26 protein-coding genes, 1 pseudogene and 1 riboswitch are annotated in these 26,325 nt (G+C 41.3%); of the genes and pseudogenes, 8 read left to right on the top strand and 19 right to left on the bottom strand.

The window, feature by feature from the left end:
• Window positions 1-256 precede the first annotated feature (256 nt).
• On the top strand, window positions 257-991 hold the full coding sequence (locus LC091_RS12085) for a DUF2225 domain-containing protein (RefSeq protein ID WP_319003659.1): 735 nt from the start codon (window positions 257-259) through the stop codon (window positions 989-991).
• A 486-nt stretch (window positions 992-1,477) separates the two neighbouring features.
• On the opposite strand, the gene LC091_RS12080 is transcribed toward LC091_RS12085, so the two are convergent.
• Window positions 1,478-1,714, bottom strand: coding sequence for a YuzB family protein (locus LC091_RS12080; RefSeq protein ID WP_010196565.1), 237 nt, complete (start codon window positions 1,712-1,714; stop codon window positions 1,478-1,480).
• Between the two features lie 353 nt (window positions 1,715-2,067).
• Between LC091_RS12080 and LC091_RS12075 the strand changes: the two genes are divergently transcribed.
• Window positions 2,068-3,135, top strand: a complete 1,068-nt coding sequence (locus LC091_RS12075) for an NAD(P)/FAD-dependent oxidoreductase (protein WP_226682290.1) — start codon at window positions 2,068-2,070, stop codon at window positions 3,133-3,135.
• Window positions 3,136-3,175: 40 nt separating this feature from the next.
• Here LC091_RS12075 and LC091_RS12070 read toward each other — a convergent pair whose 3' ends face one another.
• Window positions 3,176-3,502 (bottom strand): YuzD family protein, encoded by a 327-nt coding sequence (locus LC091_RS12070; protein WP_226682288.1) that lies wholly within the window; start codon window positions 3,500-3,502, stop codon window positions 3,176-3,178.
• A gap of 130 nt (window positions 3,503-3,632) precedes the next feature.
• Here LC091_RS12070 and LC091_RS12065 point away from each other — a divergent pair.
• Window positions 3,633-3,904: pseudogene (locus LC091_RS12065) on the top strand (NifU family protein); the annotation flags it as partial.
• 58 nt (window positions 3,905-3,962) lie between these two features.
• Here LC091_RS12065 and thrB read toward each other — a convergent pair.
• From thrB to yutH, 5 genes are all read right to left on the bottom strand, one after another.
• On the bottom strand, window positions 3,963-4,883 hold the full coding sequence (thrB, locus tag LC091_RS12060) for a homoserine kinase (RefSeq protein ID WP_226682287.1): 921 nt from the start codon (window positions 4,881-4,883) through the stop codon (window positions 3,963-3,965).
• Window positions 4,880-5,935, bottom strand: coding sequence for a threonine synthase (gene thrC, locus LC091_RS12055; protein ID WP_226682413.1), 1,056 nt, complete (start codon window positions 5,933-5,935; stop codon window positions 4,880-4,882). The genes thrB and thrC overlap by 4 nt, the downstream gene beginning before the upstream one ends.
• Complete coding sequence (locus LC091_RS12050) at window positions 5,935-7,233, bottom strand: homoserine dehydrogenase (protein ID WP_226682284.1); 1,299 nt, start codon at window positions 7,231-7,233, stop codon at window positions 5,935-5,937. Before LC091_RS12050 ends, thrC begins: the two co-directional genes overlap by 1 nt.
• A 306-nt stretch (window positions 7,234-7,539) precedes the next feature.
• A complete protein-coding gene (locus LC091_RS12045) occupies window positions 7,540-8,505 on the bottom strand; it encodes a 2-hydroxyacid dehydrogenase (RefSeq protein WP_226682282.1) in 966 nt (321 codons plus the stop codon).
• A gap of 102 nt (window positions 8,506-8,607) precedes the next feature.
• Window positions 8,608-9,615 carry a spore coat putative kinase YutH gene (yutH, locus tag LC091_RS12040; RefSeq protein ID WP_226682280.1) on the bottom strand — a complete coding sequence of 336 codons (1,008 nt, stop codon included), beginning with the start codon at window positions 9,613-9,615 and terminating at the stop codon, window positions 8,608-8,610.
• Between the two features lie 306 nt (window positions 9,616-9,921).
• Here yutH and LC091_RS12035 point away from each other — a divergent pair, with 306 nt between their 5' ends.
• Window positions 9,922-10,404 carry a phosphatidylglycerophosphatase A family protein gene (locus LC091_RS12035; protein ID WP_034774906.1) on the top strand — a complete coding sequence of 161 codons (483 nt, stop codon included), beginning with the start codon at window positions 9,922-9,924 and terminating at the stop codon, window positions 10,402-10,404.
• Between the two features lie 77 nt (window positions 10,405-10,481).
• Here the strand turns inward: LC091_RS12035 and LC091_RS12030 are convergent, their stop codons facing one another.
• The 3 genes from LC091_RS12030 to LC091_RS12020 all read right to left on the bottom strand — a co-directional run bounded on the left by LC091_RS12030 (window position 10,482) and on the right by LC091_RS12020 (window position 13,165).
• Window positions 10,482-11,252: a TIGR01457 family HAD-type hydrolase gene (locus tag LC091_RS12030; RefSeq protein WP_226682278.1), complete on the bottom strand. Its 771-nt coding sequence runs from the start codon at window positions 11,250-11,252 to the stop codon at window positions 10,482-10,484.
• Window positions 11,253-11,384: 132 nt separating this feature from the next.
• Window positions 11,385-11,822: a DUF86 domain-containing protein gene (locus LC091_RS12025; protein ID WP_226682276.1), complete on the bottom strand. Its 438-nt coding sequence runs from the start codon at window positions 11,820-11,822 to the stop codon at window positions 11,385-11,387.
• Window positions 11,823-11,857: 35 nt separating this feature from the next.
• On the bottom strand, window positions 11,858-13,165 hold the full coding sequence (locus LC091_RS12020) for an EAL domain-containing protein (protein WP_226682274.1): 1,308 nt from the start codon (window positions 13,163-13,165) through the stop codon (window positions 11,858-11,860).
• 179 nt (window positions 13,166-13,344) lie between these two features.
• On the opposite strand from LC091_RS12020, the gene LC091_RS12015 reads away from it, so the two are divergent.
• Both LC091_RS12015 and LC091_RS12010 read left to right on the top strand, forming a co-directional pair.
• The gene (locus LC091_RS12015) at window positions 13,345-13,611 is read left to right on the top strand and encodes a DUF3055 domain-containing protein (protein WP_088019408.1); all 267 of its coding nucleotides are present in this window, start codon (window positions 13,345-13,347) and stop codon (window positions 13,609-13,611) included.
• Window positions 13,612-13,684: 73 nt separating this feature from the next.
• Window positions 13,685-13,990 (top strand): cytosolic protein, encoded by a 306-nt coding sequence (locus LC091_RS12010; protein WP_226682272.1) that lies wholly within the window; start codon window positions 13,685-13,687, stop codon window positions 13,988-13,990.
• 47 nt (window positions 13,991-14,037) lie between these two features.
• On the opposite strand, the gene LC091_RS12005 is transcribed toward LC091_RS12010, so the two are convergent.
• Window positions 14,038-14,331, bottom strand: coding sequence for a YutD family protein (locus LC091_RS12005; protein WP_226682270.1), 294 nt, complete (start codon window positions 14,329-14,331; stop codon window positions 14,038-14,040).
• A 109-nt stretch (window positions 14,332-14,440) separates the two neighbouring features.
• On the opposite strand from LC091_RS12005, the gene LC091_RS12000 reads away from it, so the two are divergent.
• Window positions 14,441-15,130: a YhcN/YlaJ family sporulation lipoprotein gene (locus LC091_RS12000; protein WP_226682268.1), complete on the top strand. Its 690-nt coding sequence runs from the start codon at window positions 14,441-14,443 to the stop codon at window positions 15,128-15,130.
• A gap of 251 nt (window positions 15,131-15,381) precedes the next feature.
• On the opposite strand, the gene lipA is transcribed toward LC091_RS12000, so the two are convergent.
• A complete protein-coding gene (lipA, locus tag LC091_RS11995; RefSeq protein ID WP_226682267.1) occupies window positions 15,382-16,278 on the bottom strand; it encodes a lipoyl synthase in 897 nt (298 codons plus the stop codon).
• Window positions 16,279-16,537: 259 nt separating this feature from the next.
• Between lipA and LC091_RS11990 the strand changes: the two genes are divergently transcribed.
• Window positions 16,538-17,521: a M23 family metallopeptidase gene (locus tag LC091_RS11990; protein WP_226682412.1), complete on the top strand. Its 984-nt coding sequence runs from the start codon at window positions 16,538-16,540 to the stop codon at window positions 17,519-17,521.
• A 460-nt stretch (window positions 17,522-17,981) separates the two neighbouring features.
• Here LC091_RS11990 and LC091_RS11985 read toward each other — a convergent pair whose 3' ends face one another.
• The 7 genes from LC091_RS11985 to LC091_RS11955 form a co-directional block, all read right to left on the bottom strand.
• The gene (locus LC091_RS11985; RefSeq protein WP_010196622.1) at window positions 17,982-18,086 is read right to left on the bottom strand and encodes a methionine/alanine import family NSS transporter small subunit; all 105 of its coding nucleotides are present in this window, start codon (window positions 18,084-18,086) and stop codon (window positions 17,982-17,984) included.
• A complete protein-coding gene (locus LC091_RS11980; protein WP_226682265.1) occupies window positions 18,086-19,621 on the bottom strand; it encodes a sodium-dependent transporter in 1,536 nt (511 codons plus the stop codon). The genes LC091_RS11985 and LC091_RS11980 overlap by 1 nt, the downstream gene beginning before the upstream one ends.
• A 354-nt stretch (window positions 19,622-19,975) precedes the next feature.
• Complete coding sequence (locus LC091_RS11975) at window positions 19,976-21,541, bottom strand: Na+/H+ antiporter NhaC family protein (RefSeq protein ID WP_226682263.1); 1,566 nt, start codon at window positions 21,539-21,541, stop codon at window positions 19,976-19,978.
• 140 nt (window positions 21,542-21,681) lie between these two features.
• Window positions 21,682-21,873: riboswitch (Lysine riboswitch) on the bottom strand.
• 97 nt (window positions 21,874-21,970) lie between these two features.
• Complete coding sequence (locus LC091_RS11970; RefSeq protein WP_319003658.1) at window positions 21,971-23,053, bottom strand: HD-GYP domain-containing protein; 1,083 nt, start codon at window positions 23,051-23,053, stop codon at window positions 21,971-21,973.
• Window positions 23,054-23,649: 596 nt separating this feature from the next.
• Entirely contained in the window at window positions 23,650-23,952 is a 303-nt protein-coding gene (locus LC091_RS11965; protein WP_226682260.1) for a YunC family protein, read from the bottom strand.
• Window positions 23,953-24,020: 68 nt separating this feature from the next.
• On the bottom strand, window positions 24,021-25,388 hold the full coding sequence (locus LC091_RS20525; protein WP_226682259.1) for a bifunctional metallophosphatase/5'-nucleotidase: 1,368 nt from the start codon (window positions 25,386-25,388) through the stop codon (window positions 24,021-24,023).
• A 14-nt stretch (window positions 25,389-25,402) separates the two neighbouring features.
• A complete protein-coding gene (locus LC091_RS11955; RefSeq protein WP_226682257.1) occupies window positions 25,403-26,251 on the bottom strand; it encodes a DUF72 domain-containing protein in 849 nt (282 codons plus the stop codon).
• Window positions 26,252-26,325 lie beyond the last annotated feature (74 nt).

Raw genomic sequence — 26,325 nt, 5'->3', positions numbered from 1 at the left:
TCACCTCTATTAGAAATTTCTGCAAGTCGTTTGTCGTCAGACATCTAACTATCACAGTACCACTTTACTACGAAATGAAAGCGTTTGAAAGAACTTTTTTTTGTCAATATGTTACATCCAATAAGAAATCGTTCTCATAACTGTGTGTTCTTAAATAAATTACCCAAGTATTACAAAATAATGTATAGACACGAAAAAAAACACAGCCACTTTTATAGGTATTTGGAATTAATTAAGTTGTACGCACTTCGCCGTTATGGTACTTTTGTATTATATTGTTAAAAATAGGGTGATATTGATGGATCCATACTACAGCAGAAGTATTTTATGCGAAAATTGCCAACATGAATATAGCACATTAAAAATTAAATCTCGTTTTATTCGCCCTTTGACTCATGATTCGGATTTTTGCTCTACCTACCAATCAATAGAAATGAACCCCCTCCTTTATTACGTGTCGGTTTGTCCACATTGTGGATATGCAGTGACAGAGGAATTTAGTGCTAAGCTAACTGAAGAAGCACATCTAGCCATCCAAACAAAGATACAAAAGCATTGGAACTATAAAAATTATGGGCAGATAAGGTCTGTCGATAAAGCCATAAACGCTTATAAGCTGGGAATCTATTCTGGTATTATCAAAAAAGAAACCCCTATTATCATGGCAGGTCTCTATCTTCGGCTCGCATGGATATATCGCACGGTTGAAAAAAGTAAAACCCAGGAACAACGTTTTCTAAAACTTGCTGTCGAGCAGTTTGAACTTTCCTATACACTAGGTGATTATGAAGGAAAAGGTATGTCTGAAATAAAATTGCTTTACTTGATCGGAGACCTTAATTTTCGTTTGAACATGGAACGGAAAGCCATTCAATATTTTCAGATGGTCATTGGCCACAAGCAAAAGGAAAAAGAGCAACGCCTTGTCACAAAAGCAAGAGACCGTTGGTATGAAATCCGCACATCCTCTAAATTAAAAGTGAGTAGCTAGGTTTGTTAAGGAAAAAACAGGTCAAACCCCAACAGTATTTTTTACTATACAACGTTAGTTATTGGTTATTCACCACTGTTCCTTTCCGCAAATGGCTTCGCTTCCGCGGGACGGTGTTTGAGCCTCCTCACAACGCTTCAGGGGTCTCAACCTACCGTTACTCCCCCGCTGGAGTCTTTGCCATTTGCTCCAATCCACCGCTAGAAATTATGTAAAGAATGTTAATACTTTTCATATAGCTCGATTTGAAGGTTGTTTAATACATAACTTGAACGAAGTTACCTTGTTGATTGGAGTGGAAGGCGCGCAGACGCCCGCGGGAGGAAGGGACAGGTGAGACCCTACAGGCTGCAAGCCGAGGAGGCTCACGGACCGCCCGTAGGCAAGCGAAGCGCCTGGAACGGAAATCAACCTTAATATATAATTTCTAATCTTATATAATAAAAAAGAGCATGGCTCCCAGTATGGGTTCCATGCTCTTTTTGGTTAAAACATTGGGTTTTCTTCCAGATAAATATATATGTTGTCTACCAATTGTTCCGGTGACTCTCCCGCCACAACATCTCCGTTGACGAGGGCGAAAAGTGTGTCAAAGCATTTGCCACAATACCCGAGGCAGCCGTACTCTACAATATCCAGATTTGGATCCTTTTCCAACACTTCTCTTGCCTTTTGTGAACCACTGGCTAAATTGCTAATACAAAATTCGATGATTGGCTTCACTTATTTCACCCCTCTATTGCCCTTCCATGCTACCTTTTTTTCCTTAAAACGTCAATTATCAAGTTTTCCTGTAAAGTGTTGATAGAACCTTGATGATTATTCGACTAGCCTCAACATTTTTCCTAAAGAATGTTGTTATTTTGTCATAATTTCGATATACTTTTAATGTTATTTTATTTAAACGTGTTATACATTTTCAAAATGAAAGCGCAATTGTCATACAATATGTGTTTTCTTTCACATAAAAGTTTTCCTAGAATACTAGTTTTATTGAAATTTCTTACAATTACCTGTAAAAGGTCTTCATTTATTATACTTTTGATTCTATTAGCTTAAAAAGGGGTTTAGCTGCTATGAAAAAACTTGTTGTGCTTGGCGCAGGCTACGGCGGTATGCGCGTTTTACACCGACTTCTTCCTAATCAATTACCATCCGACACTGAAATTGTATTGGTAGACAGAGCTCCATACCATAGTTTGAAAACGGAATTCTATGCGCTGGCTGCGGGAACGATTTCAGATCATCATGTTCGTGTCACTTTTCCGGAACATGAAAGACTTTCTGTAAAATACGGGGAAGTTTCCAAAGTGGATATGGACGGCAAAGTGGTATACTTTGAAGATCAAAGTACTCTTTCCTTTGATGATCTGATTATCGGCCTTGGTTGTGAAGACAAGTACCATGACATTCCTGGTGCAGAAGAATACACATACAGCATTCAGACTATTAATAAATCTAGAAAAGCTTATCAAGCTTTAAACGACTTACCGGCTAATAAGGTGGTTGCTATTGTCGGTGGTGGTTTAAGCGGTGTTGAAATTGCGAGTGAACTTCGAGAAAGCCGCCCGGACTTGACCATTAAACTATTCGACCGCGGGAATATTATCCTTTCCAGCTTCCCTGAACGACTTAGTAAATACGTACAAAACTGGTTTGAAACACATGGTGTGGAAGTAGTGAATGGCTCTAACATCACTCGTGTAGAGGAAAATACCCTTTACAATCATGACGAGCCGGTACATTGTGATGTAATCGTTTGGACTGCTGGCATTCAGCCAAACAAAGTAGTTCGTGAATTAGATGTAGAAAAAGATGGACAAGGCCGTGTAGTCCTGACAAAACAGCACAACATCCCGGGGCATGAAAATATTTATGTGGTAGGGGATTGCGCTAGTCTCCCTCACGCACCAAGTGCACAATTGGCAGAAGGACAAGCTGAACAGATCGTCCAAGTGTTATTAAAAAGGTGGAATGGCGAAACCCCGCCAGAAGAATTCCCAGCAATTAAGCTAAAAGGAGTATTGGGCTCACTTGGCAAGAAGCATGGATTTGGTTTGGTAAATGAAAGGCCGTTAACTGGCCGTGTGGCACGATTATTAAAATCAGGTATTCTTTGGATGTATAAATACCATAACGGATAAAAGTTATCCCCAAAAGTCGCTTTGACCTTTGGGGATTTTTTTATGATGCCGCGTAGCCGTATTTCTCCATGGCGGAATAAATGGTTTTTAATTTCGGATTACCTTCTCCTACAATCTCCCCTTCGATGACTACTACTGGATAAAACATATCTTCCTCTACAACCCTGGCGGCAAAATCTCTCTTGTCTCCGTCACACTCTTCTGTTTTAAAAATATCTATATAAGAGATGGCGAATTCCTGATTTGGATATTTTCTTGCTACTGCCGCCTCTAACCATTCGTACGTTTCTTTTGACGAAGGTAGGTTTACACAACTAGGACACAGCACCTCTGCACCATATACACAAATTTCTACTTTTTTCTTCATAAGCCGACATCCCCCAACATTCACAGCATTTTCTTCATTTTAACGTAAAACGCTTACTTTTTCATAGAATAAATCTTCATTTCCTAAAAAGACCCAGTGCAGAGCAATAGATTTTTTGAGTAGTTTTCTTTATAATAGAATTATGTAAGGAAAGGAGCGATAACTATGTCTAACCCGGAAATCAATGCGCAAGTTCAGGAAGTACTAGATAAATTACGTCCGTTTCTTCTTCGTGACGGAGGGGACTGTGAATTAGTAGATGTGGAAGACGGCATCGTAAAGTTGCGTCTATTAGGTGCATGCGGTTCTTGCCCAAGTTCCACGATCACATTGAAGGCTGGTATTGAACGTGCATTACTTGAAGAAGTACCAGGCATCATCGAAGTAGAGCAAGTATTCTAATATTCTTTTAGAAAAATAAAACCGGCAAGCGGACAGTTCTAGTCAGCTTGCCGGTTTTTTATATGGATGACACTTTACATAAATGATTGGAATGCACCTCGCTACCTGCTTTACTTACTTGCAGAAGCTCCACTTTATGTTGTGGAAACTCCGAAGAGAGCGCGTTGACAACATTTCTACCTTTTCCTTTTTCACAAAAACAGATGACAGTCGGTCCGGCACCGCTAATTGTCACACCAAACGCTCCCGCTTTTCCTGCTCTCTCTTTTAGTTCCCTGAAATCTGGAAACAATTTTTGGCGGTAAGGCTCATGGAAAATATCACTTTCCATCATTTTACCAACGAGATCCCATTTTTTAAGCATAAACGCCGCAAGCATCACATTGGCATGGCTGCTGCCTGTCACCGCGTCACCAAATGAAAGTTTGTCTGGCAATAAACCTCTTGAATCCTTCGTTTTGGCTTCAAATTCCGGAATGACTGCCACCGTTTCCAAGTCATCCACCGGTAGCTTTACATACTCCCATTTTTCGTTCTGAAAGGTAGAGACGACAAGCCCTCCATATAGTGAAGCCGCAACATTATCGGCATGCCCTTCGAACTTTGCTGCCAGTTGCAGTTTTTCATCTGGACTAAGATTCTTTTCACATAGTACATTCATAATTTCAATGGCTCCCACAATAGCTGCTGCACTGCTCCCAAGGCCTCTTGCCAGCGGAATGTCACTCATGGTCAGAACATGTGCCGGAGGGGCTCCCACGTTCCATAGCTTTTGCAATTCCTGACAGACAGTGTAAAGGATGTTTTCCTCTTTTTTGATGGAAAGAGGCGGAACACTTGTAAACTTCCATTCGTCTGCATGATTGACAAAAAGGGTGACGTATTTGTTTACCGCCATCCCGATGGAATCAAATCCAGGCCCTAGATTGGCAGAGCTTCCGGGTACTTTGATCACAAATCCATCTCTATATCCATTCATACGGATACACCTTCAAACGACTTTACGAGTTGTGAGTAGTCATTGGGGATCTTTTGAACGTTAACATCTGCGTAAGTTGTAGCTGTCACTGGATCTTTCAAACCATTTCCTGTTAATACCGCAACCACCTGTTTACCTTTTGCCAATTCGCCTGATTTCAGTTGTTTGATAATCCCAGCAATGGATGCGCTAGACGCTGGTTCTGCAAACACCCCTTCTGATTGAGCAAGTAGTTTGTAGGCATGTAGCATTTCATCATCTGTGACAAAATCAATTTTCCCTTTGGATTCATCTGCCGCGCGGACCGCATGTTCCCAACTTGCAGGGTTTCCGATTCTAATGGCAGTCGCGATTGTTTCCGGGTTAGGAATGACACGGTTTTGTACGATTGCCGCAGCTCCTTCCGCTTCAAAACCTCGCATTTCAGGTAATCCAGTGCCACGGACTTGATGATATTCTTGAAACCCTCGCCAATATGCCGTGATGTTACCTGCATTTCCAACAGGCAGCGCGAGGACATCTGGTGCTTTTCCAAGCTGGTCGCACACTTCAAATGCAGCCGTTTTTTGTCCTTCTATTCTATAGGGATTTAGAGAGTTTACGAGCGTAATAGGAAGTTCCTCTGATAATTGCCGCACCATTTGCAGGGCTTCATCAAAATTGCCGTCCAAGGAATAGATCTCGGCCCCATACATGACAGCCTGAGCAAGCTTTCCTTGCGTTATTTTACCGTCTGGAATAACGACTATACACTTCATCCCCGCTCTTGCTGCATAAGCGGCTGCAGAGGCTGATGTGTTTCCTGTAGAGGCACAAACTACTGTTGTACTACCTTCTTCCTTTGCCTTCGCAACTGCCAGAGCCATCCCTCTGTCCTTGAAGGATCCTGTAGGGTTAGCTCCCTCCACTTTCACATGCAACTCTACTCCTAATTTTTCTGAAAGGTTCTCGAGAAAAAGAAGAGGTGTGTGTCCTTCTTGAAGGGATACGTTTGGTGTTTGGTCACTAACTGGTAAGTATCTGTTGTATTCCTTAACTAGTCCTCTCCACATCATACCGCGACTTCCCCTTCCACCCGATAACTGCTTTTGATTTCTTTCACATATTGCATATCTGCCAACTCTTGAAGGAGATCGTCATAGCGCTCTAATGAGGCGTGATGTGTCACTACCACCACTTCTGCCAACGCTTCTTCCTTTAATGGCAGTTGCAGGATTTTTTCAAAGCTGACTCCTTTTTGCGAAAATAGATTCGTAATGTGAGAGAGTACTCCAACTTCATCCTGTACATGAACCCGGAGGAAATGCTTTGCCTGAATTTCTTCTTTTTCTTTGAGTGTTTTCTGGAATTGAGGGGTTACCATGCTTTTGCCATTCACGCCAAGGCGCATGTTTTTCATCACTCCCACAAGGTCAGACACCACCGCTGTTGCTGTAGGAAGACTGCCTGCGCCTGGTCCGTAAAACATCGTTTCTCCTACCGCTTCCCCGTATACGTATACTGCATTATATTCGTTCTGTACACTTGCCAATGGATGATAATGTGGGAGAAGTGTCGGCTGAACGCTGACTTCAACCTTTTCCTTTTCACGATGAGCAATGCCAATCAGTTTCATTGTATATCCAAGTTTTTTGCTATAGTTCAGGTCCTCTTCAGAAACGGAGCTGATTCCTTTCACCGAAACATCTTTGAGTTCGATATTCATGGAAAACCCAAGCGTGGAGAGGATGGCCATTTTTCTTGCTGCATCGATTCCTTCCACGTCTGCAGTTGGATCAGCTTCGGCAAATCCTAGTTCCTGCGCTTCTTTGAGTACTTCTTCATAAGAGGAACCCTCGTTGTTCATTTTTGTAAGGATGAAATTGGTTGTTCCGTTGACGATTCCCATCATTTTCGTGATTCTATCTGAGGCAAGCCCATCAACCAAACCTCTTAGAATTGGAATGCCACCTGCCACGCTGGCCTCGTAAAACAGGTCACAATTATTCTGTGCAGCTGCCGCTAGAAGTTCCGATCCATACACGGCCATTAAATCTTTATTTGCAGTAACTACATGTTTCTTGTTATGAAGTGCCCTTAAAATATGATGTCGAGTCTCTTCAACTCCCCCCATTACCTCAATGACCACATCAATCTCCGGATCATCAAGCACCTCTTCCGCATGAAGAGTCAACAACTCAGGATTTAAATCCACCAGCCGCTCCTTATGCAAATCCTTCACAAGCGCCTTCTTCACCCGAACCGGACAACCCACCTGATGCATCAACTTATCCTGATGACCCTCCACAATCTTCACCACACCACAACCAACCGTACCCAACCCCAACAAACCAACCGAAATCACCTTCACTGCACTCCACTCCCTTTGAAGGGGTCTGACCCTCAGTGCGTTAAAGGATTAAAGAGGGGTCTGACCCTCACTCCGCTAAAGCACTAAAGAATTCTCCACCCTTTTTTCTTTTGTCTTTTCTGTGTGTACATTTGTATTTATATAATGGACATTATAGAGGGCTTTGGCGTGCTTGACAAGGGGGGATTTTAGCAGATCTCTTTATGTAAGCGCTTAACTTACTGGGGGAGTAATAAGAAAAAAATAAAAGGCCGGATCTCTTCTCCACACTTCTTTGTAGAGAAAAGAATCCGGTCCTGATTAGACTCATCTGACTATTGTTTTTGCTTTGTTTCCTTGCAGCACTGCCACTATATTATCCCGGCATAGCTTTATCATCGTTGTCCTTGTTTCTACACTTGCACTTCCTATGTGAGGGATTGCCACAACCTGTGGAAATTGAAGCAAAGGATGATCTGTTCCAATCGGTTCTTCATAGAAAACGTCCAAGCCTGCTCCGGAAATTTCATTTTGTTGTAATGCCGCGATGAGCGCTTCCTCATCCACCACTTGCCCTCTCCCTACATTTATGAAAAATGCAGATTCCTTCATAAGTTTAAATGCTTCATCATTGAACAGATGCCTTGTAGCGTCTGTTAACGGAGTTAAGCAGACAACATAATCAGAATGCTCTAACAACTGTTCAAAGCTTCTGTATGCCGCTCCTAACTCTTGTTCAGCTTCTATATGACGATTTCTATTATGATAGAGAATCTTCATTCCAAATCCCTTTGCCCGCCTAGCAACGGCTTGTCCTATTTTACCCATGCCCACAATGCCGATTGTTTTATGATGCACATCAGCTCCAGCAAGCAGGAAGGGACTCCAGCTTTGCCAGCGCCCCTCTTTTACAAATTCCTGAGACTCCGTGATTCTTCTAGCTGTCGCAAGCATCAGCGCAAAGGTGAGATCTGCGGTGGTTTCCGTCAACACGTCTGGTGTGTTGCAAACCGTCACACCTCTCTCTGACGCTGCCTTCACGTCAATGTTGTCATATCCGACTGCAAGGTTCGCCACCACTTTCAGGTTCGGCGCACAATCTAAAAGTTCTTCGTCCACTTTATCAGAGAGCATCGTCAAAAGAGCTGTTGCTTTTTGAGCTTCTTTCATCAGCATCTCCCTTGGTACAGGCTCGCTTTCACTGTCCCACATCTTCACATCCGCAACTTCTATAAGAGGAGCGAATAGCTCTTCATTTAGCTTTCTCGTAATAAACACATATGGCCTTGTCATCTGTCTCTCTCCCTACATCTTGTTGTCTGGAATAGTTCCTAAAGCTACCTGTTATTTTATCACTCATAGCTTTTCCGAAACATACAAATATAGGGCAAGCGCTTATTTTTTCACCCAGTCTAATACTGGGATTCCATAGCTTTTTGCGGGTACACCTGCAAGATCATAAAAATTCCCGAGAACTTGTTCGTAGTACGTAGAGGATTGCAAAATTGTTTTCATCCGGTCCTCATGCCATTTTTTATCGGCCACAGGTCCGCTCGTATAGTAATCTTCTACACACTCAAAATAGTGGATTGGAAACGTTAACCTTGCATACAAGAGTCGCCATGAAAAGCTTGAAAGGGGCGATACCCGTTCATAGTCTTGTAAAAAGGTTTGGACCTTCGCAGGGTTCATGTCTTTTCCTTTGCGACATTCCACCCGTATCCATTCAGAAAGATCTCTGCTTGCATGATCAAATATCCAATCTGTCGGAAGCTTCATCCATTGCGCCTGCTGCCAGGTGAGATCTGTGAAGCGGTGGTGACAAAGGGTGGCTGCATCATTCATCATAGGACTATCATCAAGCTCTGTATCCACGAGATACTGAATGGCATTTTCCGTCAAACCTAAATAGTATGGAAAAGATTCAACAAACTGGGTATCAAAGACATCCACTGGATTGCTTCTTACCTTTTCTCTAAAATAGCTCTCCATTTGATCGACCCTTTTCACCCATAAGCTTTTCCATTGCCCAATTCGATTAATGGCTGTCACTTTAGCAGGATAGCTTCTAGCATGCGTATGGAAGGCAGCAAGTTCTTTTCCAACGACTAATTGTCTTGAACTATAATCATAAGGCATCCGAAAAAGGGCTATCTGACGGCCTTCTATCTCTGTTGTATAGGTATCATTCTTATTTTTCACAAAAGAACTAACATATATATCTTTATGCGTGCGTATCATATAGTCACTTATCTTTTGAAGCTCATCAATTTCTTCTGCTTCCAAGTGAGCAACAGGTACCATGATATAAAGTACGCGGTTAGACCAAAAAGCATCAAACTGTCGTACCCTTTGCTTCCTTTCCACCCTTAACTCATATTGATCATAAATTATCTGCTTCAACTCTGTTCCCTCCTTCTCCCTAGTACCAACTATATGAAGAAAACAGAGAAAACTTGTTAAGAATAGCTATCTTCCTAAACTTTATGACCAAAAGCTATTAATTCCACCAAATAAGGGCATAAAGGGTAGATAAAGAAACAAAAATGAAAAGGAAAGGGGTCTGACCCTCATTACTCTAAAGCGTTAAAGATATAAAGAAGTAAAGAGGGGTCTGACCCTCACCGCTCTAAAGTACTAAAGAGGAGGCAAACACCCCCTCGACTATATTATAAAAGATGGGTGAGTTGTATGAAGAATTTTGAGAGTATGGATGATGTGGAGAAGAAGGCGCGGGCGTTGTTGGAGGAGCGTGGGGTGACGATGGATGATATTGCGGAGTTGGTGTATTTCTTGCAGTCGAAGTACCACCCTGCCCTTGAGCGTTCGGAGTGTCTGGAAAATGTAGACCGTGTTCTTTCAAAGCGTGAAGTTCAAAATACCGTTCTTACAGCAATCGAATTAGACATATTGGCGGAGCAAGGCAAAATTCAAGAGCCTCTTTTAAGGATATTGCGTGATGATGAAGGATTGTATGGAGTAGATGAGGTATTGGCATTATCTATTGTAAATGTTTATGGCTCCATCGGCTTCACAAACTATGGTTATATAGACAAATTAAAACCAGGTATATTAGAACACCTTAATGACAAAAGCTCCGGGAAAGTTCATACCTTCCTAGATGATATCGTTGGAGCAATCGCTGCTGCAGCTTCAAGCCGTTTGGCACATAGAGCAGCAAATACTGAATGACTATAGATATAAAACAAAAACCAGGCATCTCCTTTAAGTCGGAGCTGCCTGGTTTCCTCATGTGTTTCCATCAAAAATTATATTCTCTCGATCCATTCTTCCAACGAATCCACCGTGTAGGTCGGTTTCTCCTCGTACGTTTCTAGATGCGCCTTTGTCGTCACACCTGTATGCACGAGCAACGTATCCATCCCAGCATTCATTCCCGCCTTAATATCTGTATGGTAGTTATCCCCTACCATCAGCGTTTCTTCACGAGGTACTCCCAATACTTTCAGGGCCTGCTCCATGATGACCTTTTCCGGCTTTCCGATGAAAGTTGGCTGAGTTTCCGTTGAAACCGTCAATACGGAAGTAAGAGATCCGTTTCCAGGAAGAAGCCCTCTCTCAGTTGGAATGGCAATGTCACCGTTCGTTGAAATGAAACGCGCACCATTACGAATATTAATCGCACCAAGTGCCAGCTTTTCGTAACTAATGGAACGGTCAATTCCGCTTACTACAACATCTGCTCCCTCTTCCACCAACTCAAAGCCTTTTTCCAATAACGCCGTTCTGATTCCTTCCTCGCCAATCACATAGATTTTTGCTTCAGGCTTATAATCATAAATATAATTGGCCGTGGCATTACTTGTTGTAAAAACTTGTTCATCTAATGTCGGGATGCCAAAGTCCCTTAACTTTTGCGCAACCTGCTGTGGGGTTCTTGAGGAATTATTTGTTACAAAAAGATAAGGAATTTTCTTATCATAAAGTGCTTTTACAAAATGACTTGCCTCTACAATTTTTTCTTTTCCGCGATACATCGTTCCATCAAGGTCGATTAAATATCCCTGGTACTTTTTCATCTATCTTCACACTCCACTATTTTCATTTCATTAGTTTAGGTTTCTTTTAACCTGTTCATGTTAGCACAATTTACTAGCCCGATAAAAGCAAGAAAGAACGCTCTCATAAAAGAAAGCGTTCTCATGGCAAAATTAATTTCTAAAAGCCGATACAGGCCCTAATTCATTTTCCAAATAAATTCGGACAGCACCACAGAAAGCAACAACTGTATCCTGTACTTCCGCTAAACATGCATCCACCTCTTTGTGACGGATAAGTAGATATTCTTGTACTAGTGTTTTACGGAGACGAACAAGGTTTTTTAACTGTTGCGCCATGTCACCTGATACTACTTTTTCATCTTCCAGAATGTCAATGATGTCCTCATAGCTGCCTGGATCCCGCATAATAAAACCGTCAATCATGGCATTACCTACATCCAGGATGCCTTCAATGATTGCTACTGCAACCCGTTCAAGGGCTTTCTTTTCAATGGAGGAAATCCATGAGACATGCTCTTGATATAAAGCGATATTCTCTTCAATATAAAGTAACGTTTGCTCAATTTTTTCTCGATCCACAAAGTACATTCTGTATTCTCCTTTGTATGTCATCTTGGCTGTTGTTATGTTACCGGTTGCAGCAGTTTTGGCCTGGCGTAAAAATAACCTTGCGCCATGTCCACTTTATGTTTGGAAAGAATCTGAACCTCTTCAGGACGCTCAATTCCCTCTGCAACCACGAGCGAGCCTGTCTCATTTGCTATTAACAAAAGTCCCTGCAGCATCTTCTCTTTGACCATATTTTTATCAATATCTTGAATAACGGAACGATCAATTTTTATTATATCAGGCATAATTCTATTGATGGTATGAAAACTCGCATAACCGGCACCCGTATCATCGACGGCAATTTGAAAGCCCATTTCCCTGAGCGCGACAATGTTCCGTTCAAAATTCTTCAGCCCATCGATTGAATCTTGCTCTGTCACCTCAATAGCGATATTCTGCGGAATAATCTCAGGATACTTTTTCAACAGAAGCAGCATCTTTTCAATCAACTCTACCTCATTTAAAGTCGTAGGAGTAAAATTGATAAAAATCGCTTCCTTCATTTTGCATTGATAGATAAGTTGAAATGCCTTCTCTAATATGAGTAACTCCAACATAAATAAACGGTTGGTCTGTTTGGCGATGGAAAATAACTGCAATGGATTTTCCATTAATGATCCTTTAGGGCCTCGAGTCAGTAATTCCCACGCCTTGATTCCACCTTTAGACACATCCATAATTGGTTGAGCTAAAAGGGTGATATCTTTAAAAGCTATGATCTGATTTATTTGAAATTTTAATTGCTGGTATTGTAATTTGTCTTGTTTTTCGGCCATGGCCATTGCCTGTACATGGGCTTTAAGCATGCATTCAGATAACGAATATTCCCCTGACTCCAAGAAAACATAACCAGATTGCACACACAAATGCTGGTTATCCAATTGTTTATACTTGCGTCCTTCTATTACAGTCTTTACTTTAGCAAGTCTATCCTCAAGTTCAGTTGTGCTGTGAAATCTTGCATCCACTTTTAATAACAAAGAAATTCCATCACTATATTGTTCATGCAAACACACGATTTCTTCATCTGTAAATGTTTGCCCAATGACTTTTTTAAGCTGGGTCTTAATCACTTCTCGACATGCTAAATATTTACGTCTGCCAATTTTTGAGATGATATTCTCCAGGTCAGGAAAATAAAATGATATCACCGCTACCTGATATCCCTTTTTCAAGGTTTGTGTCACTCTTTGTTCAATCGGATTTCTCAAAATATAGATTGGCGGATAATAACGCAGATACTTGGAAGGAAGCATTATTTTCACTAGATGTGAGCCTTTCTTTTTATAGTATCTCTTTATGCGATTCCAGCTTCGCCCCATGAAGTGGCTCCCTTCTCTCTAGACAAAAATCAGCAAGTTGTATTTCTTTTTATTTTATCATAAAAAATAAGAAAATTGTCCCATTTCTTGCACCGCAGAGATATATTTGAGAATATCTAACAACAAGAATAAGGTTGTATTTGTTATACTAGAAAAAGATGCAAGAAGGAGGTTTCAATATGGGAGAAAAATTCTTTTTATATGATGATACAGTCGATACCAAAACCCGTTTTGTTAGCTTTATGGGGGAAAATAGCCGCTTTGATTTGGCAATAGTCAAATCCGATCGCTATTATGGAAAAAGTCTTGTCCTTGATATCCAAGGCAACCGCTTTGCCATAATCGGCAGTGATGACCTGGACGAGCCAGGCTATCTTGAACATGCATACCAGTTATCTGAAGAAGATGCAGCAGAATTGCGATCTTTTTTGTATGAGGTAGTCTAAAATCTAAAAATGATAATAATCCCCTAATGTCTCGGTAAAACTAACTTTATTCTACGACAAAGGGGATTTTTTCATGTTTATTGACGAAAAGGATAAAGAGGAAGAGCAGTATACTGACTTCTCCAATGTGGAAACGCAAAGAGATTATTTGATTCCTGAAACATTACCCGAAGGTCCTTATGGCTCTCCACGTGGCAAAGACACACCTGTGGAAAATAAAAGCACCCCTTGGCGTGAAGGACAACGTTATTATAGTGCCTTTAATTATGAAAATAAAAACCTTCATCAGGATATCCCAAGACAGCATCCTGGTGCTCATCCGACCCATGATGACAAGAGTATGAACGAAGAGCCCCCATATGGGAATGAGAAAGACTAATAATTAAAACCCCATCGTCGTGGATGGGGTCTTTTTCAGGCTATTTATTATTTCGCCTCAGCAACAGGTTTCTTCACTTTCTTTAATACAAAGTAAGCACAACCAAAATTACAGTATTCTAAAATGTAGTCGGGCAAAGTGCTTATTTTCGTGTCATGGGTGGATTTATGATTTTGGTCTTCAAAAAATCCTCTTAAACGCAATTGGTTATATCCCCAGTCACCTACAATGTAGTCGTATTTGTTTAACACATCAATATATCTTGCGCGAAAGGTTTCTTCGTTGAAGCCGTTTCGGTTCTCTTCCAAAAGTTCGTAGCAATGGTTTCCAATACAAATCATTTTCCGCTCCTCCATTTCTGCTCTTATTTACATTATAGACCATTCTCCACTAATTTCTAAGTCAAAATTTTTCTCAACGGGCAATCCTATGTGTAAGGAGGTGTTTCCATTGAGGAAAACAATAAAAATTCTTGCAGCATGTAGTTTAGTTACTGCTATTACTTCAGCCTGTTCTTTTGACCCTACGCCAGAGGAAAGACAAGCCCGAAGCGCCATTTACGGGCGTGATGGCCAGCCAATGAATACAAATACAGGACACCGTTACAATATGTATGATGTAAGAGACACCAACAACCATGATCAAACTCGTTTTGGTTACGTTCGCGACCAAGCAGATCCAGTGAGAAATTCTAAGCGCTATAATGAAAATATTGCTGCGGTGGATTATGGTGAAATAGCCAATATCATCAATAAAATGGTCGTTCAATTACCTGCAATAGAAGACTCCGCTACATTGGTAACGGATGAAGAAGTACTAATTGCTTATGAAACAAATAGTGAAGACCGCGAGCTTACGGCCGATCAGGTAAGTAAAACGGGATTATCCATCGTTCCACGTTATTATCATGTTTACATTTCTGATAACCCAGAGATGATTCATGATATCGAACGCTTTCGTTCCCTTGGTGTGACAAGCCCTAGAGTGGATGAGATTTTAGAAAGCACTATTAAAGAGATGCTCAAATCTCCACAAGGGAAACAGCTGAATTCCGGCGAAAACGGGAACGGCGAAGCAGACGGTGAGATGAACGAAGAATCAGACAAAAGCGAATTCAGAAAACAAATGAAAAACGATTAACACACAAAAAGGTACAGTTCCGTAAAAATAGGAGCTGTACCTTTTGTAATAGAAAAACCTAAGTTGATTGAAGTGGAAGGCGCGCAGACTCCTCGAAAATGCTACCGCATTTTCTTCGTGCGATGAATCGCTCTCGAAGCCTTACTTGTCCTATGGGAGCAAGGGACAGGGGAGACCCCGCAACGAAGTGAGGAGGCTCCCGGACCGCCCATGGAAAGCGAAGCGACTGCAACGGAAATCAACGGGTCGTATTAAGCCTGTGCTTGTCTTGCTTTAGAAGCTTCGTTTACCTGCTCATCGGCATGATAAGAAGAACGAACAAGCGGACCAGCTTCACAATGACTGAATCCTTTAGTCATCGCAATTTCCTTCAACTCTGCAAACTCATCCGGGTGGTAATACTTCTGCACCTTAATATGCTTCTTAGAAGGTTGCAAGTATTGACCAATCGCCATAATGTCCACATTGTTGGCACGAAGATCATCCATTGTTTGGATAATCTCTTCTTTCGTTTCTCCAAGTCCAATCATGATGCTTGATTTTGTTGGAATGTCAGGTTGTAATTCTTTTGCACGACGCAATAGCTCTAAAGATCGGTCATAGGTTGCTCTTGCACGAACTCGAGGTGTTAAAGAACGAACTGTTTCAATGTTATGGTTAAGAATATCCGGTCTTGCCGCCATTAACATTTCAATATTTTCATAAACCCCGCCCATATCAGATGGTAATACTTCTATAGTTGTAAAAGGGTTTTCACGGCGGACCGCTCTAATAGTCTCAGCAAAAATGGCCGCACCGCCATCTTTTAAATCATCACGGGCAACCGCTGTAATTACAGCATGCTTTAAGTTCATCAGTTTAACGGATTCAGCTACGCGTTCCGGCTCTTGTGTATCAAGTTCTGTAGGCAATCCTGTCTTAACCGCACAGAAACGGCATGCGCGCGTACAGACAGCACCAAGAATCATGAAAGTAGCTGTACGTCTTACTGCCCAGCATTCGTGAATGTTCGGACACTTTGCCTCTTCACAAACTGTGTTAAGGTTGTGCTCTCTCATTAGTTTCTTAAGTCCTGTATAGTTTTCATTCGTATTCAGCTTGATTTTCAGCCAATCTGGTTTACGTATGTACTCCTCTTTTTTAGCCATATGATCAACTCCAACTTGTCTTATTTTCAAGATGACTTCATCAATGATTTATCTGTATATTTTCACTATTCTAACTTATCTCATAGGGAAAATGACATATTCACATCTGTCACTTTATCAAACATCTGGTAAAGAAACAAGTCCAAAACCTTCCACGAACATACTCCTGATTATCTTCCATGAATTAGTATTTATGAAATGAGGAAAACTTACCAAACTAACAGTAGGAAATGAAAGAAAAGGAAGGAGTGAGGACTTGATACGGCTACTTTTGTGCGTAATTATTCTATTTAGCATGATTCCTACAGATGCTCTTGCTGCCGAAACAAACTTAACAGACGAACAAATCTATGCTAAAAGGCAGGAACTATATAATCGAATGCAATCTGTAACCCAAATTCCATGGTACTATTTTGCAGCTGTTGACCAATATGAAAGAAATGTCCGCAGAGTAAGACGAGATATTCCTAAGGCTAAAGGAGTTATCGGCATATACTACAAACCTGAGGTATGGGCTGGTCCTCTAAATCCCAATTCTGAAGATAGCAACCCTATGAGCATTCAATTCTTTGGTGGAATGGGGTTAGATGGAAATGGAGATGGAGTCGCTGATTCCACAAATGATGAAGATGTATTATTTACCTTTGCACATTATCTTCAGCCTTATGGGACAGACAAAGAAAATATTAAGATTGCCTTATGGGAGTATTATCAACGGGATAAAACGGTAGGGCTTATCATGAATCATATGAAGCTGTATAGTAAGTATAATACGCTTAAGCTTGATACACATGCTTTTCCCCTCCCAATCAGGTCCAATTTCAGTTACCGCAATACGTGGGGAGATGCACGGGGCTGGGGTGGTCGAAGAATGCATGAAGGCACAGATATCTTTGCAAGCTATGGTGTCCCCGTCCGCTCCACTTGTTATGGAGTCATTGAGATTAAAGGATGGAATAAGTTCGGCGGCTGGCGTCTTGGCATTCGTGACATTAATAATACTTATCATTATTTTGCTCATTTAAATGGCTTCGCCAAGGACCTTGAAGTAGGTCAAGTGGTAGAGCCTGGGCAGATAATCGGGTCTGTAGGAAGTTCTGGATATGGACCGCCTGGAACAGCAGGGAAATTCCCTCCGCATCTTCACTACGGGATGTACAAAGACAACGGCTACTCCGAATGGTCCTTTGACCCGTTCCCACATCTGAAATCATGGGAACGTGGGGATAGAAGGAAGCGATAAAATTTTCGAAAAACCTTAAAAAAAACCGATAAAACATCTGTTAGTCGTTAAACGCCGCTGTTCCTTTCCGCAAATGGCTTCGCTTTCCGCGGGACGGTGCTTGAGCCTCCTCACTTCGTTGCGGGGTCTCAACCTACCGTTACTCCCCCGCTGGAGTCTACGCCATTTGCTTCAATCCACAGCTAGAAATTAAGTTAAAAAATGCTAATTTCATTAACTTTTAATTACCTTTCTTTAACCTTCCGGAAGTGAAGTTACCTCGTTGATCGGAGTGGAAGGCGCGCAGACGCCCGCGGGAGGAAGGGACAGGTGAGACCCCGGAAGGCGGAAGCCTGAGCAGGCTCACGGACTGGCCGCTGGCAAGCGAAGCGCCTGGAACGGAGATCAACCGGACTACCTGCTTTCTTCAGCATAAAAAAAGCTGCTGACCGAATTTACTCGATCAACAGCTTTTTTATCTTTATGCTTCCTTACTTTTCTTCATAGCCCAAAGGATACTTCCAGCAAGGCCACCCCAAATGATGACAATTCCGACAACCATCATGATAATCGCACTTGTTTCCATTATTTATTGACCTCCTTAGACGAAGAAACCGGAATTTCTAACGTGTCTTTTTTCCATTTAATAAGGGAGAAGGCAATACCTACAAGCAAGGCAAGCACCGCTACTACTACACCATATTGGATTGTGAAGATACGACTATATCCATCAGCCGCACCGTACACTTGCGCAATATTTGTACGGATAAGATCAATCATCATATATCCAAGTACAATTGGTGTGATGACTGCTAAGGACCAAGTCCACCAATGACCTAAGAATCCTGTTAATTTAATATCAGAGATTTCATTCGCATGGTTCTTCAATACTTTTAGCTGTCTTGCAAAATATACAACAATGATTACTTGCACAAGACCTGCAAGCGCCACACCGAATTGGTTGATGAAGTAATCAGCAACATCAAGGAAGTTCAAACCGCCTTTTGTTGCGAATAGGATAGAAATAAGGGCAGATAATCCTCCACCAAATGCAACTGCTTTTGTACGGGATACTTTGAATTTATCTTGCACCCCTGCAACAAAAGTTTCTACGATAGAGATTAATGAAGAAAGTCCAGCCAATACTAGTGATCCAAAGAACAAGAATCCAAACAATTCCTTAAAGGCTGGGAATTCATTAATGATTTGCGGGAAGACAACGAACGCTAATCCGACACCGCCTGCTACCACATCCTCTACTCCAACACCTTGCTGAACTGCCATAAACCCTAAAATACTGAATACACCGATACCAGCTAATAATTCAAACCCGGAGTTACTGAAAGCAGTAATAAATGCGTTATTTGTAATATCCGCTTTTTTCGGCAGATAACTGGAATACGTAATCATAATGGCAAATGCAATCGATAAACTGAAGAAAATTTGTCCATATGCAGCTACCCAAACCTTACCGTCTGCAATCGTGCTCCAGTCAGGTTTGAAGAATGCGTTTAGTCCTGTTGCTGCCCCTTCTAATGTCAGAGCGCGAACAACGATAATTAAGAACAAAACAACTAGTGCAGGGATGAAAATTTTATTTGCAACCTCTACACCCTTCTTAACACCTTTGAAAAGAATTCCTAGTGTCACAACCCATACAATTACTAATGGAAGCAATACGGAAGGAACAAGTCCCCCAATCTCACCTGGTGCAGCAACCTGAAGGTATTCTCCAATCAAGAATCCGCCTGTATCGTCTCCCCACTTCAGGTTAAGTGAAAATACAGAGTAAGACATAGCCCAAGCGATGATGACGGCATAATAAGTAGAAATTACAAATGCAATACCAACTTGCCACCAGCCAAGCCATTCAGACTTTTTGTTCATTCTTGCATAAGAAAGTGGTGCAGAACCTCGGTACTTATGACCCATAGTAAATTCAAGAATCAATAACGGAATACCTGCTGTCAGAAGAGCGAATAAATATGGTACAAAGAATGCTCCTCCTCCATTTTCATAAGCAGTTGCTGGAAAACGCCAAATGTTACCTAATCCGATGGCCGATCCAACCGCTGCTAAAATAAATCCTGCTCTTGTCCCCCATTGCGGTCGATTTTCCATTCTCTTTCTCCCCCTACTTAGACTCTTTTTTTACCAAAAAATAGATAAAAGAGTCCAAATGTTTTATTTTTTCTGATTATTTAATATAATTTATACATAGTATAACTAGACTTTATGACTATGTCAAAACAAACTTTCACATTATATTAATCGACACCATGTGACAATACTCAACATTGTATTTTTATTCTATTAATTCCAGAAAAAAAGCTAGATGTATTGATATAAAGGAATTCCTAATTGAATATTTATTCATTTTATTTTCAAAAAGAAAAAACACCTCTCTCTTTACCACTCAATAATAAGTAGATAAAAAGGAGGTGTTTTTTACTTTATTTGAAAAGTATTATTGGATTATTCTGCTGTTTTTACAGCTTTAAAACTAAAACCGATAATAACAAATGCCACTAATACTACTAACAATCCAAGTAATGTGCTTCCAGTCAAACCTAGCACAATATATCCTACAATCGCAACCCCTGCACTAATTAGCGCGTAAGGCAGCTGAGTTAGTACATGGTCAATATGGTTACATCCTGCACCTGTAGAGGAAAGGATCGTTGTATCGGAAATTGGTGAACAATGATCTCCGAATACTGCTCCAGCCAATACAGAAGCAAGTACAGGTAATAAAATTGATACGTCTGTTGCCACAGCTATTTGACCAGCAATCGGAAGTAACAGCGTGAAAGTCCCCCATGAAGTTCCTGTTGCTAATGCCGTAAAACCTGCAATAATGAAAATGATTGCTGGCAAGAATGCAATATTAATATTAGAGTTTTCTACTTGTTGAGCGATGTATGTTCCAGTTCCTAACCCATCAATTAATCCTGCAATGGTCCAAGCAAATAATAGAATATAGATGGCAGGAAGCATGGATTTTGTTCCTTCCACTAAACCGCGGCCCACTACATTATTGGATACTCCGCCTTTGGAAATCTGGCTAAAAAGTAAGATGAATGAAACTACTAATGCAAACAATCCACCATAGAATAGTGCTGCAGATGGATCTGTATTTTCAAAAATACCTAATACGGTGATATCTCCTTCAATTGCGGAAGCACCCGTCCAAAGCATTGCTCCGATAACCCCAACAAAAAGTGCTACAATCGGCCACACAAGATTGCCAATCGTACCTTTCGTACTAGTAGGAAGTTCGTCTGAAAGCTCTCCTGGCACTTCTTTTTCAGAATCGTATAACTCACCCGTCTCCATTGCACGTTGCTCGTGCTTTCTCATTGGCCCAATATTGAAGTTAAAATAACTTACCAGGAACACCATAATCAATGCAGAAAAAACATATAAGTTCATTGGAATGATTTGCATGAAAGCACTGATTGCTGTTAAGTCACTAATATTTTGTCTAACGATTACATCTGTTCCAATAATACCGATAATTACAGCACCCCAACTTGATACAGGTGAGATAACACAAATCGGCGCTGACGTGGAATCAATCAAGTACGCTAATTTTGCGCGTGATACTTTGTAGCGGTCCGTTACGGGTCTACTGATCTGACCTACTGCCAATGCGTTGAAATAATCATCAATAAAAATAACGATTCCTAAAATAGCGGTTAGGAATTTTGATCCTCTTCTTGTCTTGATTTTTGTCTGTGCCCAGTCAGCAAATGCCCTGCTGCCACCAGTAATAGAAATGAATGCAGTAATAATTCCTAAGATGATTAAGAATACGAGGATATAAATATTCCATAAGTTCAACTCTTTATCGTCTACGGAATAAAATAGACCTAATACCATATCCCAGATCAGCACAACCATTGTCACCGGATTGAAGTCGGCCAACATTAAGGCTGCCGCCAGAATACCTACTCCAAGTGAAAGCAATACTCTTCTGGTCAAAATAACCATCAAGATTGCAAGCACTGGAGGAATTAAAGAATAAATTGTTTCTTCCATAACAAAAAACCCCCATTAAGCTGTAATATGTTTGACTGGTTTCAAACGGTTTACAACAATGGAAGGCGCTGAAAGAAAACAAAATAAAAAGTAATGATAGAAAATAACTATCATTACCTATGTAATGTGTTATCCTCCATCCGATCAGTAGCCCTCCATTATAAAAACCGTCCGTACCGGTCATAATGGCAGTGTTATCCTTGTTCAAGATAACCCCAGCAACATGAGTTTGACCGCTCATATTGCTTCGGCACAGCATCCTTTCTTTCTACCATCTTAGGTGTCAACCTCCAGTAGTTTTACTCTTATGCTATGCAGCCTCTACCTCATCGTATGATAAGGGAAGTATATTATTTTATGTTTTCACTATAACATATATCCTGATATAGGACAAAGGAAATATATTTCTTTTTTCTCTAGTCTTTCCTTTTAGCTGACTGCTGCTATTTTTTCTAGGGAATCGCAGTCAACAATTGCTAGATTCAGATGGTCTTTTAAGTTAATATCATAAGGTGTTTCTAGCTCTTCTCCTTCTTCTTCGACCACCCTTATAACAGGTCGTTCTGTTAGGTCTTTGTTTTGCCCAACAACAAGCCCTTTTCTACCATCATTCAAAGTAACCATTAAGCCGTATGGATAGATTGCTACCGATTTGCGGAACGCTTCAATAATTTCCGGTTCATACAACGAACCAGAACCCGCATACAAAATTTCGAGTCCTTCATGTGGAAGCATAGCACTCCGGTAAATCCGATGAGAGGTAACAGCATCAAAAACATCCGCTACAGCAAGAATCTTACCAAACAGATGAATATCATCCGACTTAATGCCACGAGGATAGCCGCTGCCGTTTAGGCGCTCATGGTGTTGGAAAGCACAGTGTGCAACCATTAGCGGAATCGTCTGCATGTTGCGAAGAATATCGTACCCATAGGTCGCATGCCGCTTCATTTCAGCAAACTCATCACTTGTAAGTTTTCCTGGCTTAAAGAGAATCTCATTGGGAATTAACATTTTGCCGATATCATGAAGAATTCCACCGAGCCCTAATGTTTCTAAGTCTTTTTGTGACAGTCCTAATTTCAATCCTATGGAGAGGGCATAAAGCGTCACATTTAAAGAATGGGTAAACACATAGTTGTCGTGCACATACACATCAGTCAGAAGCGCAGACACTTCTTCATTGGATTTCATATCTGTCAGCAGATTTTGAATAAGCGATTTGATGCTCTTGGAAGACTTGTCCATGACAAACCACTTACTTAACTCTCTTTCATGTTCAACGGATTTAAAGGTATCAGTAATTGTCTTTACTGCTTCCTTACGGGTCTTGTCGGAAATAATAGTCGGAACTTCCATCCCGCTTGTCCGTGCATCTTCTATATATACATAAGTGACATTCAATTGTTGCAAACGCGAAATCATGCGTGAAGTAACAGAGATCCCTTCACTCAACAGTACTCTGCCAGAATCATTATAGATTGATCTGGCCAACACCATTCCCGGTTTCATTGATTTTGTAGGTAATAGTCTCATAACTTCTCCTATCTTCACATTTCGACAAAATCTATATATTTCCTATTATAGTAAAAATTCCGGGATAAAGCTTGATAAAATAAAAAAAAGTTTTGAAAAGTTTGTAGCCAACATAAAAAAGTTAGGAAAACAACCAGTTGATTGAAGTGGAAGGCGCTTGTCTTATGCGGGAGGAAGGGCCAGGGAAGACCCCACAGGCGTAAGCGAAGCCACTGAAAAACTGAAATATCATGTACTTAGTGATTTCTAGCTGTGGATTGGAGCAAAAGGCGAAGACTCCTGAGGGAGATAGCGCTAGGTGGAGACCCCGCAGGCTTGCCGAGGAGGCTCCAGCAGCGCCCCTAGGAAAGCGAAGCTATTTGCGTAAATCAACAGCGATGTCTTAACAACATCTTAAATCTGTGAAATTTCAGGTGGCTTCGGCGTAAGCCGAGGAGGCTTACGGACCGCCCGCGGAAAGCAAGCGCCTGCAACGGAAATCAACCGCAATTTAAAAATACCACCGTTTGAGCACGATGGTATTATATATTTGGTGCTAAAGGCTGCAAGCAAAAAACTAGCGGCCCTAACTTTTATAACATTTTTAACAAAGCTTCTTTCCCAGGCATCCCAACCGTAATACCCACATTCTCCGCCTCATACGTAATGGATTCCAAAGGGGCCTCTATTAATTGCTCAATGGTACGCACTCCAACTGCCCGCCCCGCAATAATCTTTCGGTCCTTTAACTTGGCATTCAATAAGCCTACATCCAGTGCACCGCACATGATATACCCTTTATCACTTGTTACCGCCAAGAAATTAGTCTTTGGCAACCGTACCGTAATCGCAGTAAACGTATGGCCGTCGATTGTAATTGGTGTCATTTCAATCATAGATAATTGTCACGCTCCCTTCCCATATCAATTTATGGTGCCTGCATGGAAAGGGTGTGAAAAATAGGTCAATTATCAGAAAATGAATGTGCCAACACATCACGAAGCAGTTCTGGCAGGAAAAACTTCTTTTCTTTTGCACGGATGATGCTTGGAAACATTCTTCCGAAAGTAAACATATCAATGGTCCCAACTGTTACATCATCTTTTGACGTCAATCGTTTATCACCAATATAAATATCTGTCACTTGAACGCTTCCTTCTTTTATCGCCTCTGTATCGAACCTGACTCCGCTGAATGCCATGCGCCCCATTACCTCACCGCGGAACCCGAGACCTTTCACTCTCAAGTTTTCCATATCAGGATGCAGAGCCTGCTGGACCACTTCCCTTAACTCCTCGCCAGTCAGGGTCACCCTGCATGGATTAATAGGATGGGGGCAAATACGATGGAGCATTCCAAGTGTTACCTCTCCTTCTTCAAGTCCATCAAGCAATACACCCGCATTGACCATTCCGATCTCTGCCTGACACCATTCTCTTAACTTATCTGCAAGGAAATTAGGAAAAATAGAAGGCGCGAACCACTCTACCGGCAACGATTCTTTGATACTTCCTACTTTTTTATTCAGATGCTTTTCCGCTACTTGTTCCATAGCTTTTATCTGCGCTGTTAGTTGCTGATCTGATTGATAGAGTTCCAACTTATGAAGCTTTGCGGTAGATTGAGTAAGGGATTTCAACTCTTGATTATAAACAAGATCTACCTGGCCGATGTATTGCCCATACTTCCCCGCTCCACAAATTAACGTATTTCCAATCCGTCTTCCTTCAGGCAAAACATGGTGAGTATGTCCGCCTAGGATAACGTCAATCTCAGGAAACCTCCTTGCCATCTCCTCATCATCAGAAATGCCCAGATGCGAAAGTACCACAATAACGTCCACCTCTTCTTTTAAAGCAGGCAGGTATTTTTCCAACATAATATAAGGATCTTCTATTTTCCAGCCGAGCAGTGCATAGAAATGCTGATAGAAAACAGTCACTCCAATAAAAGCTACCTTAACATTTCCCATTTTTTTCACTTCATACGGTTTTACCCAATCCGGATATTCGCCATTTTCTTCGAATAGATTGGCAGCTAAAACGGGGAATTCTGCTTCCTCGTACAGCTGTGATAATCCCTCATAGTCCAATGTTATGCCTTCATTATTTCCGAACGTGGCATAGTCATAGCGAAGCTTGTTTAGTAGGCTGGTATTGGCTTTTCCACCAGTAGCTTCGGTAATAGGATGAAAACGGTCCATATTGTCACCAATATCAACAAGGGCCGATGGCAATGTGAAGTCCTGCTCCTTTAGAAAAGTAGCAAGCTTGGGATAGGCATCAAAGTGACTATGAATATCGTTTGTATGTAAAATTCTAATTTGTTGCACACCGTTTCTCTCCTCTAAAATAAATCTAATTGCCGTGGTGCCAATCCTGTGTACTCGACATCCAATAGGTCAATCATCTGTTTGGCATTTCCAGCTGCATGGCCTCCGGAATTATTGTTAAATAACATATTAATGTTTCGAGATAATGGAGTTAACCTTTCTAGATTTTCCTTCCACTCTAATAACTCCTCTTGGTTATAATCATACAGATAACGGACCTCTCTCCAGTCCTTCCCTGAAGCAGGTTTTGTCCAACCATACGTATTTCGACCGTGAAGTCGCACTAAAGTATTGTCAGGATCGGTTGGGTGCAGGACGGTAGGAATGGATCCTTTCCCCGCTTGTGGTTCATCACAGATGCTGTGAATCCATCCTTCCTCTTCCATAAACTTCAGTGTTCTGTCATGATAGGCAGATTGAAACCAAGTCTGGTTGCGGAATTCCAGGGCCACTTTCGTATCTCCCATTTGCTCTTTACACCATCTTAAATAATCTACATTCTCCTTCTTACACTCAAACCATGGCGGAAACTGAAAAAGAACCATCGCCATTTTATCAGCCTTTTCATAGGGCTCAATAGATTGATTAAAAGCAGTGAACATCAGTTCTTTAGAGTCAAAAGGAATTTCGCCGCGCTGATGACCAGTCATTCCCTGATAAGCTTTTACAATGAACTGAAAACGTTCAGGCGTATCCGCTACCCATTTTTCTACGTTTTGTTTCGGTTGAATGGCATAAAAGGACGCATCCACCTCAACTGTCGGAAAGTGCGCTCCATATTCCAGCAGCTTGTCTCTAGGTGCAATACCTGCAGTATATAACGAATCATGATCTCCCCAACCTGTCACCCCAACATAAATCATCCGCTTCACCTCATTTTTTACATTTTATCATAACTAGGGGTAATTTCTCATGTTTATAGTGCAGAATATGGGAG

Source organism: Sutcliffiella horikoshii (assembly GCF_020524325.1).
In the GTDB taxonomy this organism is placed as follows: Bacteria; Bacillota; Bacilli; order Bacillales; family Bacillaceae_I; genus Sutcliffiella_A; species Sutcliffiella_A horikoshii_D.
The sequence above is the reverse complement of the archived record's forward strand: the minus strand, read 5'-3'. Positions and strand labels throughout refer to the sequence as shown.

Excerpts from the sequence above, each read along its gene's own strand:
- LC091_RS12035 (WP_034774906.1), top strand. The coding sequence starts at position 9,922 with ATGGATGATGTGGAGAAGAAGGCGCGGGCGTTGTTGGAGGAGCGTGGG.
- LC091_RS12015 (WP_088019408.1), top strand. The coding sequence starts at position 13,345 with ATGGGAGAAAAATTCTTTTTATATGATGATACAGTCGATACCAAAACC.
- LC091_RS12020 (WP_226682274.1), bottom strand. The coding sequence starts at position 13,165 with ATGGGGCGAAGCTGGAATCGCATAAAGAGATACTATAAAAAGAAAGGC.
- LC091_RS11965 (WP_226682260.1), bottom strand. The coding sequence starts at position 23,952 with ATGATTGAAATGACACCAATTACAATCGACGGCCATACGTTTACTGCG.
- thrC (WP_226682413.1), bottom strand. The coding sequence starts at position 5,935 with ATGTGGAGAGGACTAGTTAAGGAATACAACAGATACTTACCAGTTAGT.
- LC091_RS12075 (WP_226682290.1), top strand. The coding sequence starts at position 2,068 with ATGAAAAAACTTGTTGTGCTTGGCGCAGGCTACGGCGGTATGCGCGTT.
- LC091_RS11985 (WP_010196622.1), bottom strand. The coding sequence starts at position 18,086 with ATGGAAACAAGTGCGATTATCATGATGGTTGTCGGAATTGTCATCATT.
- LC091_RS11975 (WP_226682263.1), bottom strand. The coding sequence starts at position 21,541 with ATGGAAGAAACAATTTATTCTTTAATTCCTCCAGTGCTTGCAATCTTG.
- LC091_RS12070 (WP_226682288.1), bottom strand. The coding sequence starts at position 3,502 with ATGAAGAAAAAAGTAGAAATTTGTGTATATGGTGCAGAGGTGCTGTGT.
- LC091_RS12005 (WP_226682270.1), bottom strand. The coding sequence starts at position 14,331 with ATGATTTGTATTGGAAACCATTGCTACGAACTTTTGGAAGAGAACCGA.
- LC091_RS11980 (WP_226682265.1), bottom strand. The coding sequence starts at position 19,621 with ATGGAAAATCGACCGCAATGGGGGACAAGAGCAGGATTTATTTTAGCA.
- LC091_RS11955 (WP_226682257.1), bottom strand. The coding sequence starts at position 26,251 with ATGATTTATGTTGGGGTGACAGGTTGGGGAGATCATGATTCGTTATAT.
- LC091_RS12085 (WP_319003659.1), top strand. The coding sequence starts at position 257 with ATGGTACTTTTGTATTATATTGTTAAAAATAGGGTGATATTGATGGAT.
- LC091_RS12010 (WP_226682272.1), top strand. The coding sequence starts at position 13,685 with ATGTTTATTGACGAAAAGGATAAAGAGGAAGAGCAGTATACTGACTTC.
- lipA (WP_226682267.1), bottom strand. The coding sequence starts at position 16,278 with ATGGCTAAAAAAGAGGAGTACATACGTAAACCAGATTGGCTGAAAATC.
- thrB (WP_226682287.1), bottom strand. The coding sequence starts at position 4,883 with ATGAATGGATATAGAGATGGATTTGTGATCAAAGTACCCGGAAGCTCT.
- LC091_RS12045 (WP_226682282.1), bottom strand. The coding sequence starts at position 8,505 with ATGACAAGGCCATATGTGTTTATTACGAGAAAGCTAAATGAAGAGCTA.
- LC091_RS12030 (WP_226682278.1), bottom strand. The coding sequence starts at position 11,252 with ATGAAAAAGTACCAGGGATATTTAATCGACCTTGATGGAACGATGTAT.
- LC091_RS11970 (WP_319003658.1), bottom strand. The coding sequence starts at position 23,053 with ATGAAACCGGGAATGGTGTTGGCCAGATCAATCTATAATGATTCTGGC.
- LC091_RS12025 (WP_226682276.1), bottom strand. The coding sequence starts at position 11,822 with ATGTACTTTGTGGATCGAGAAAAAATTGAGCAAACGTTACTTTATATT.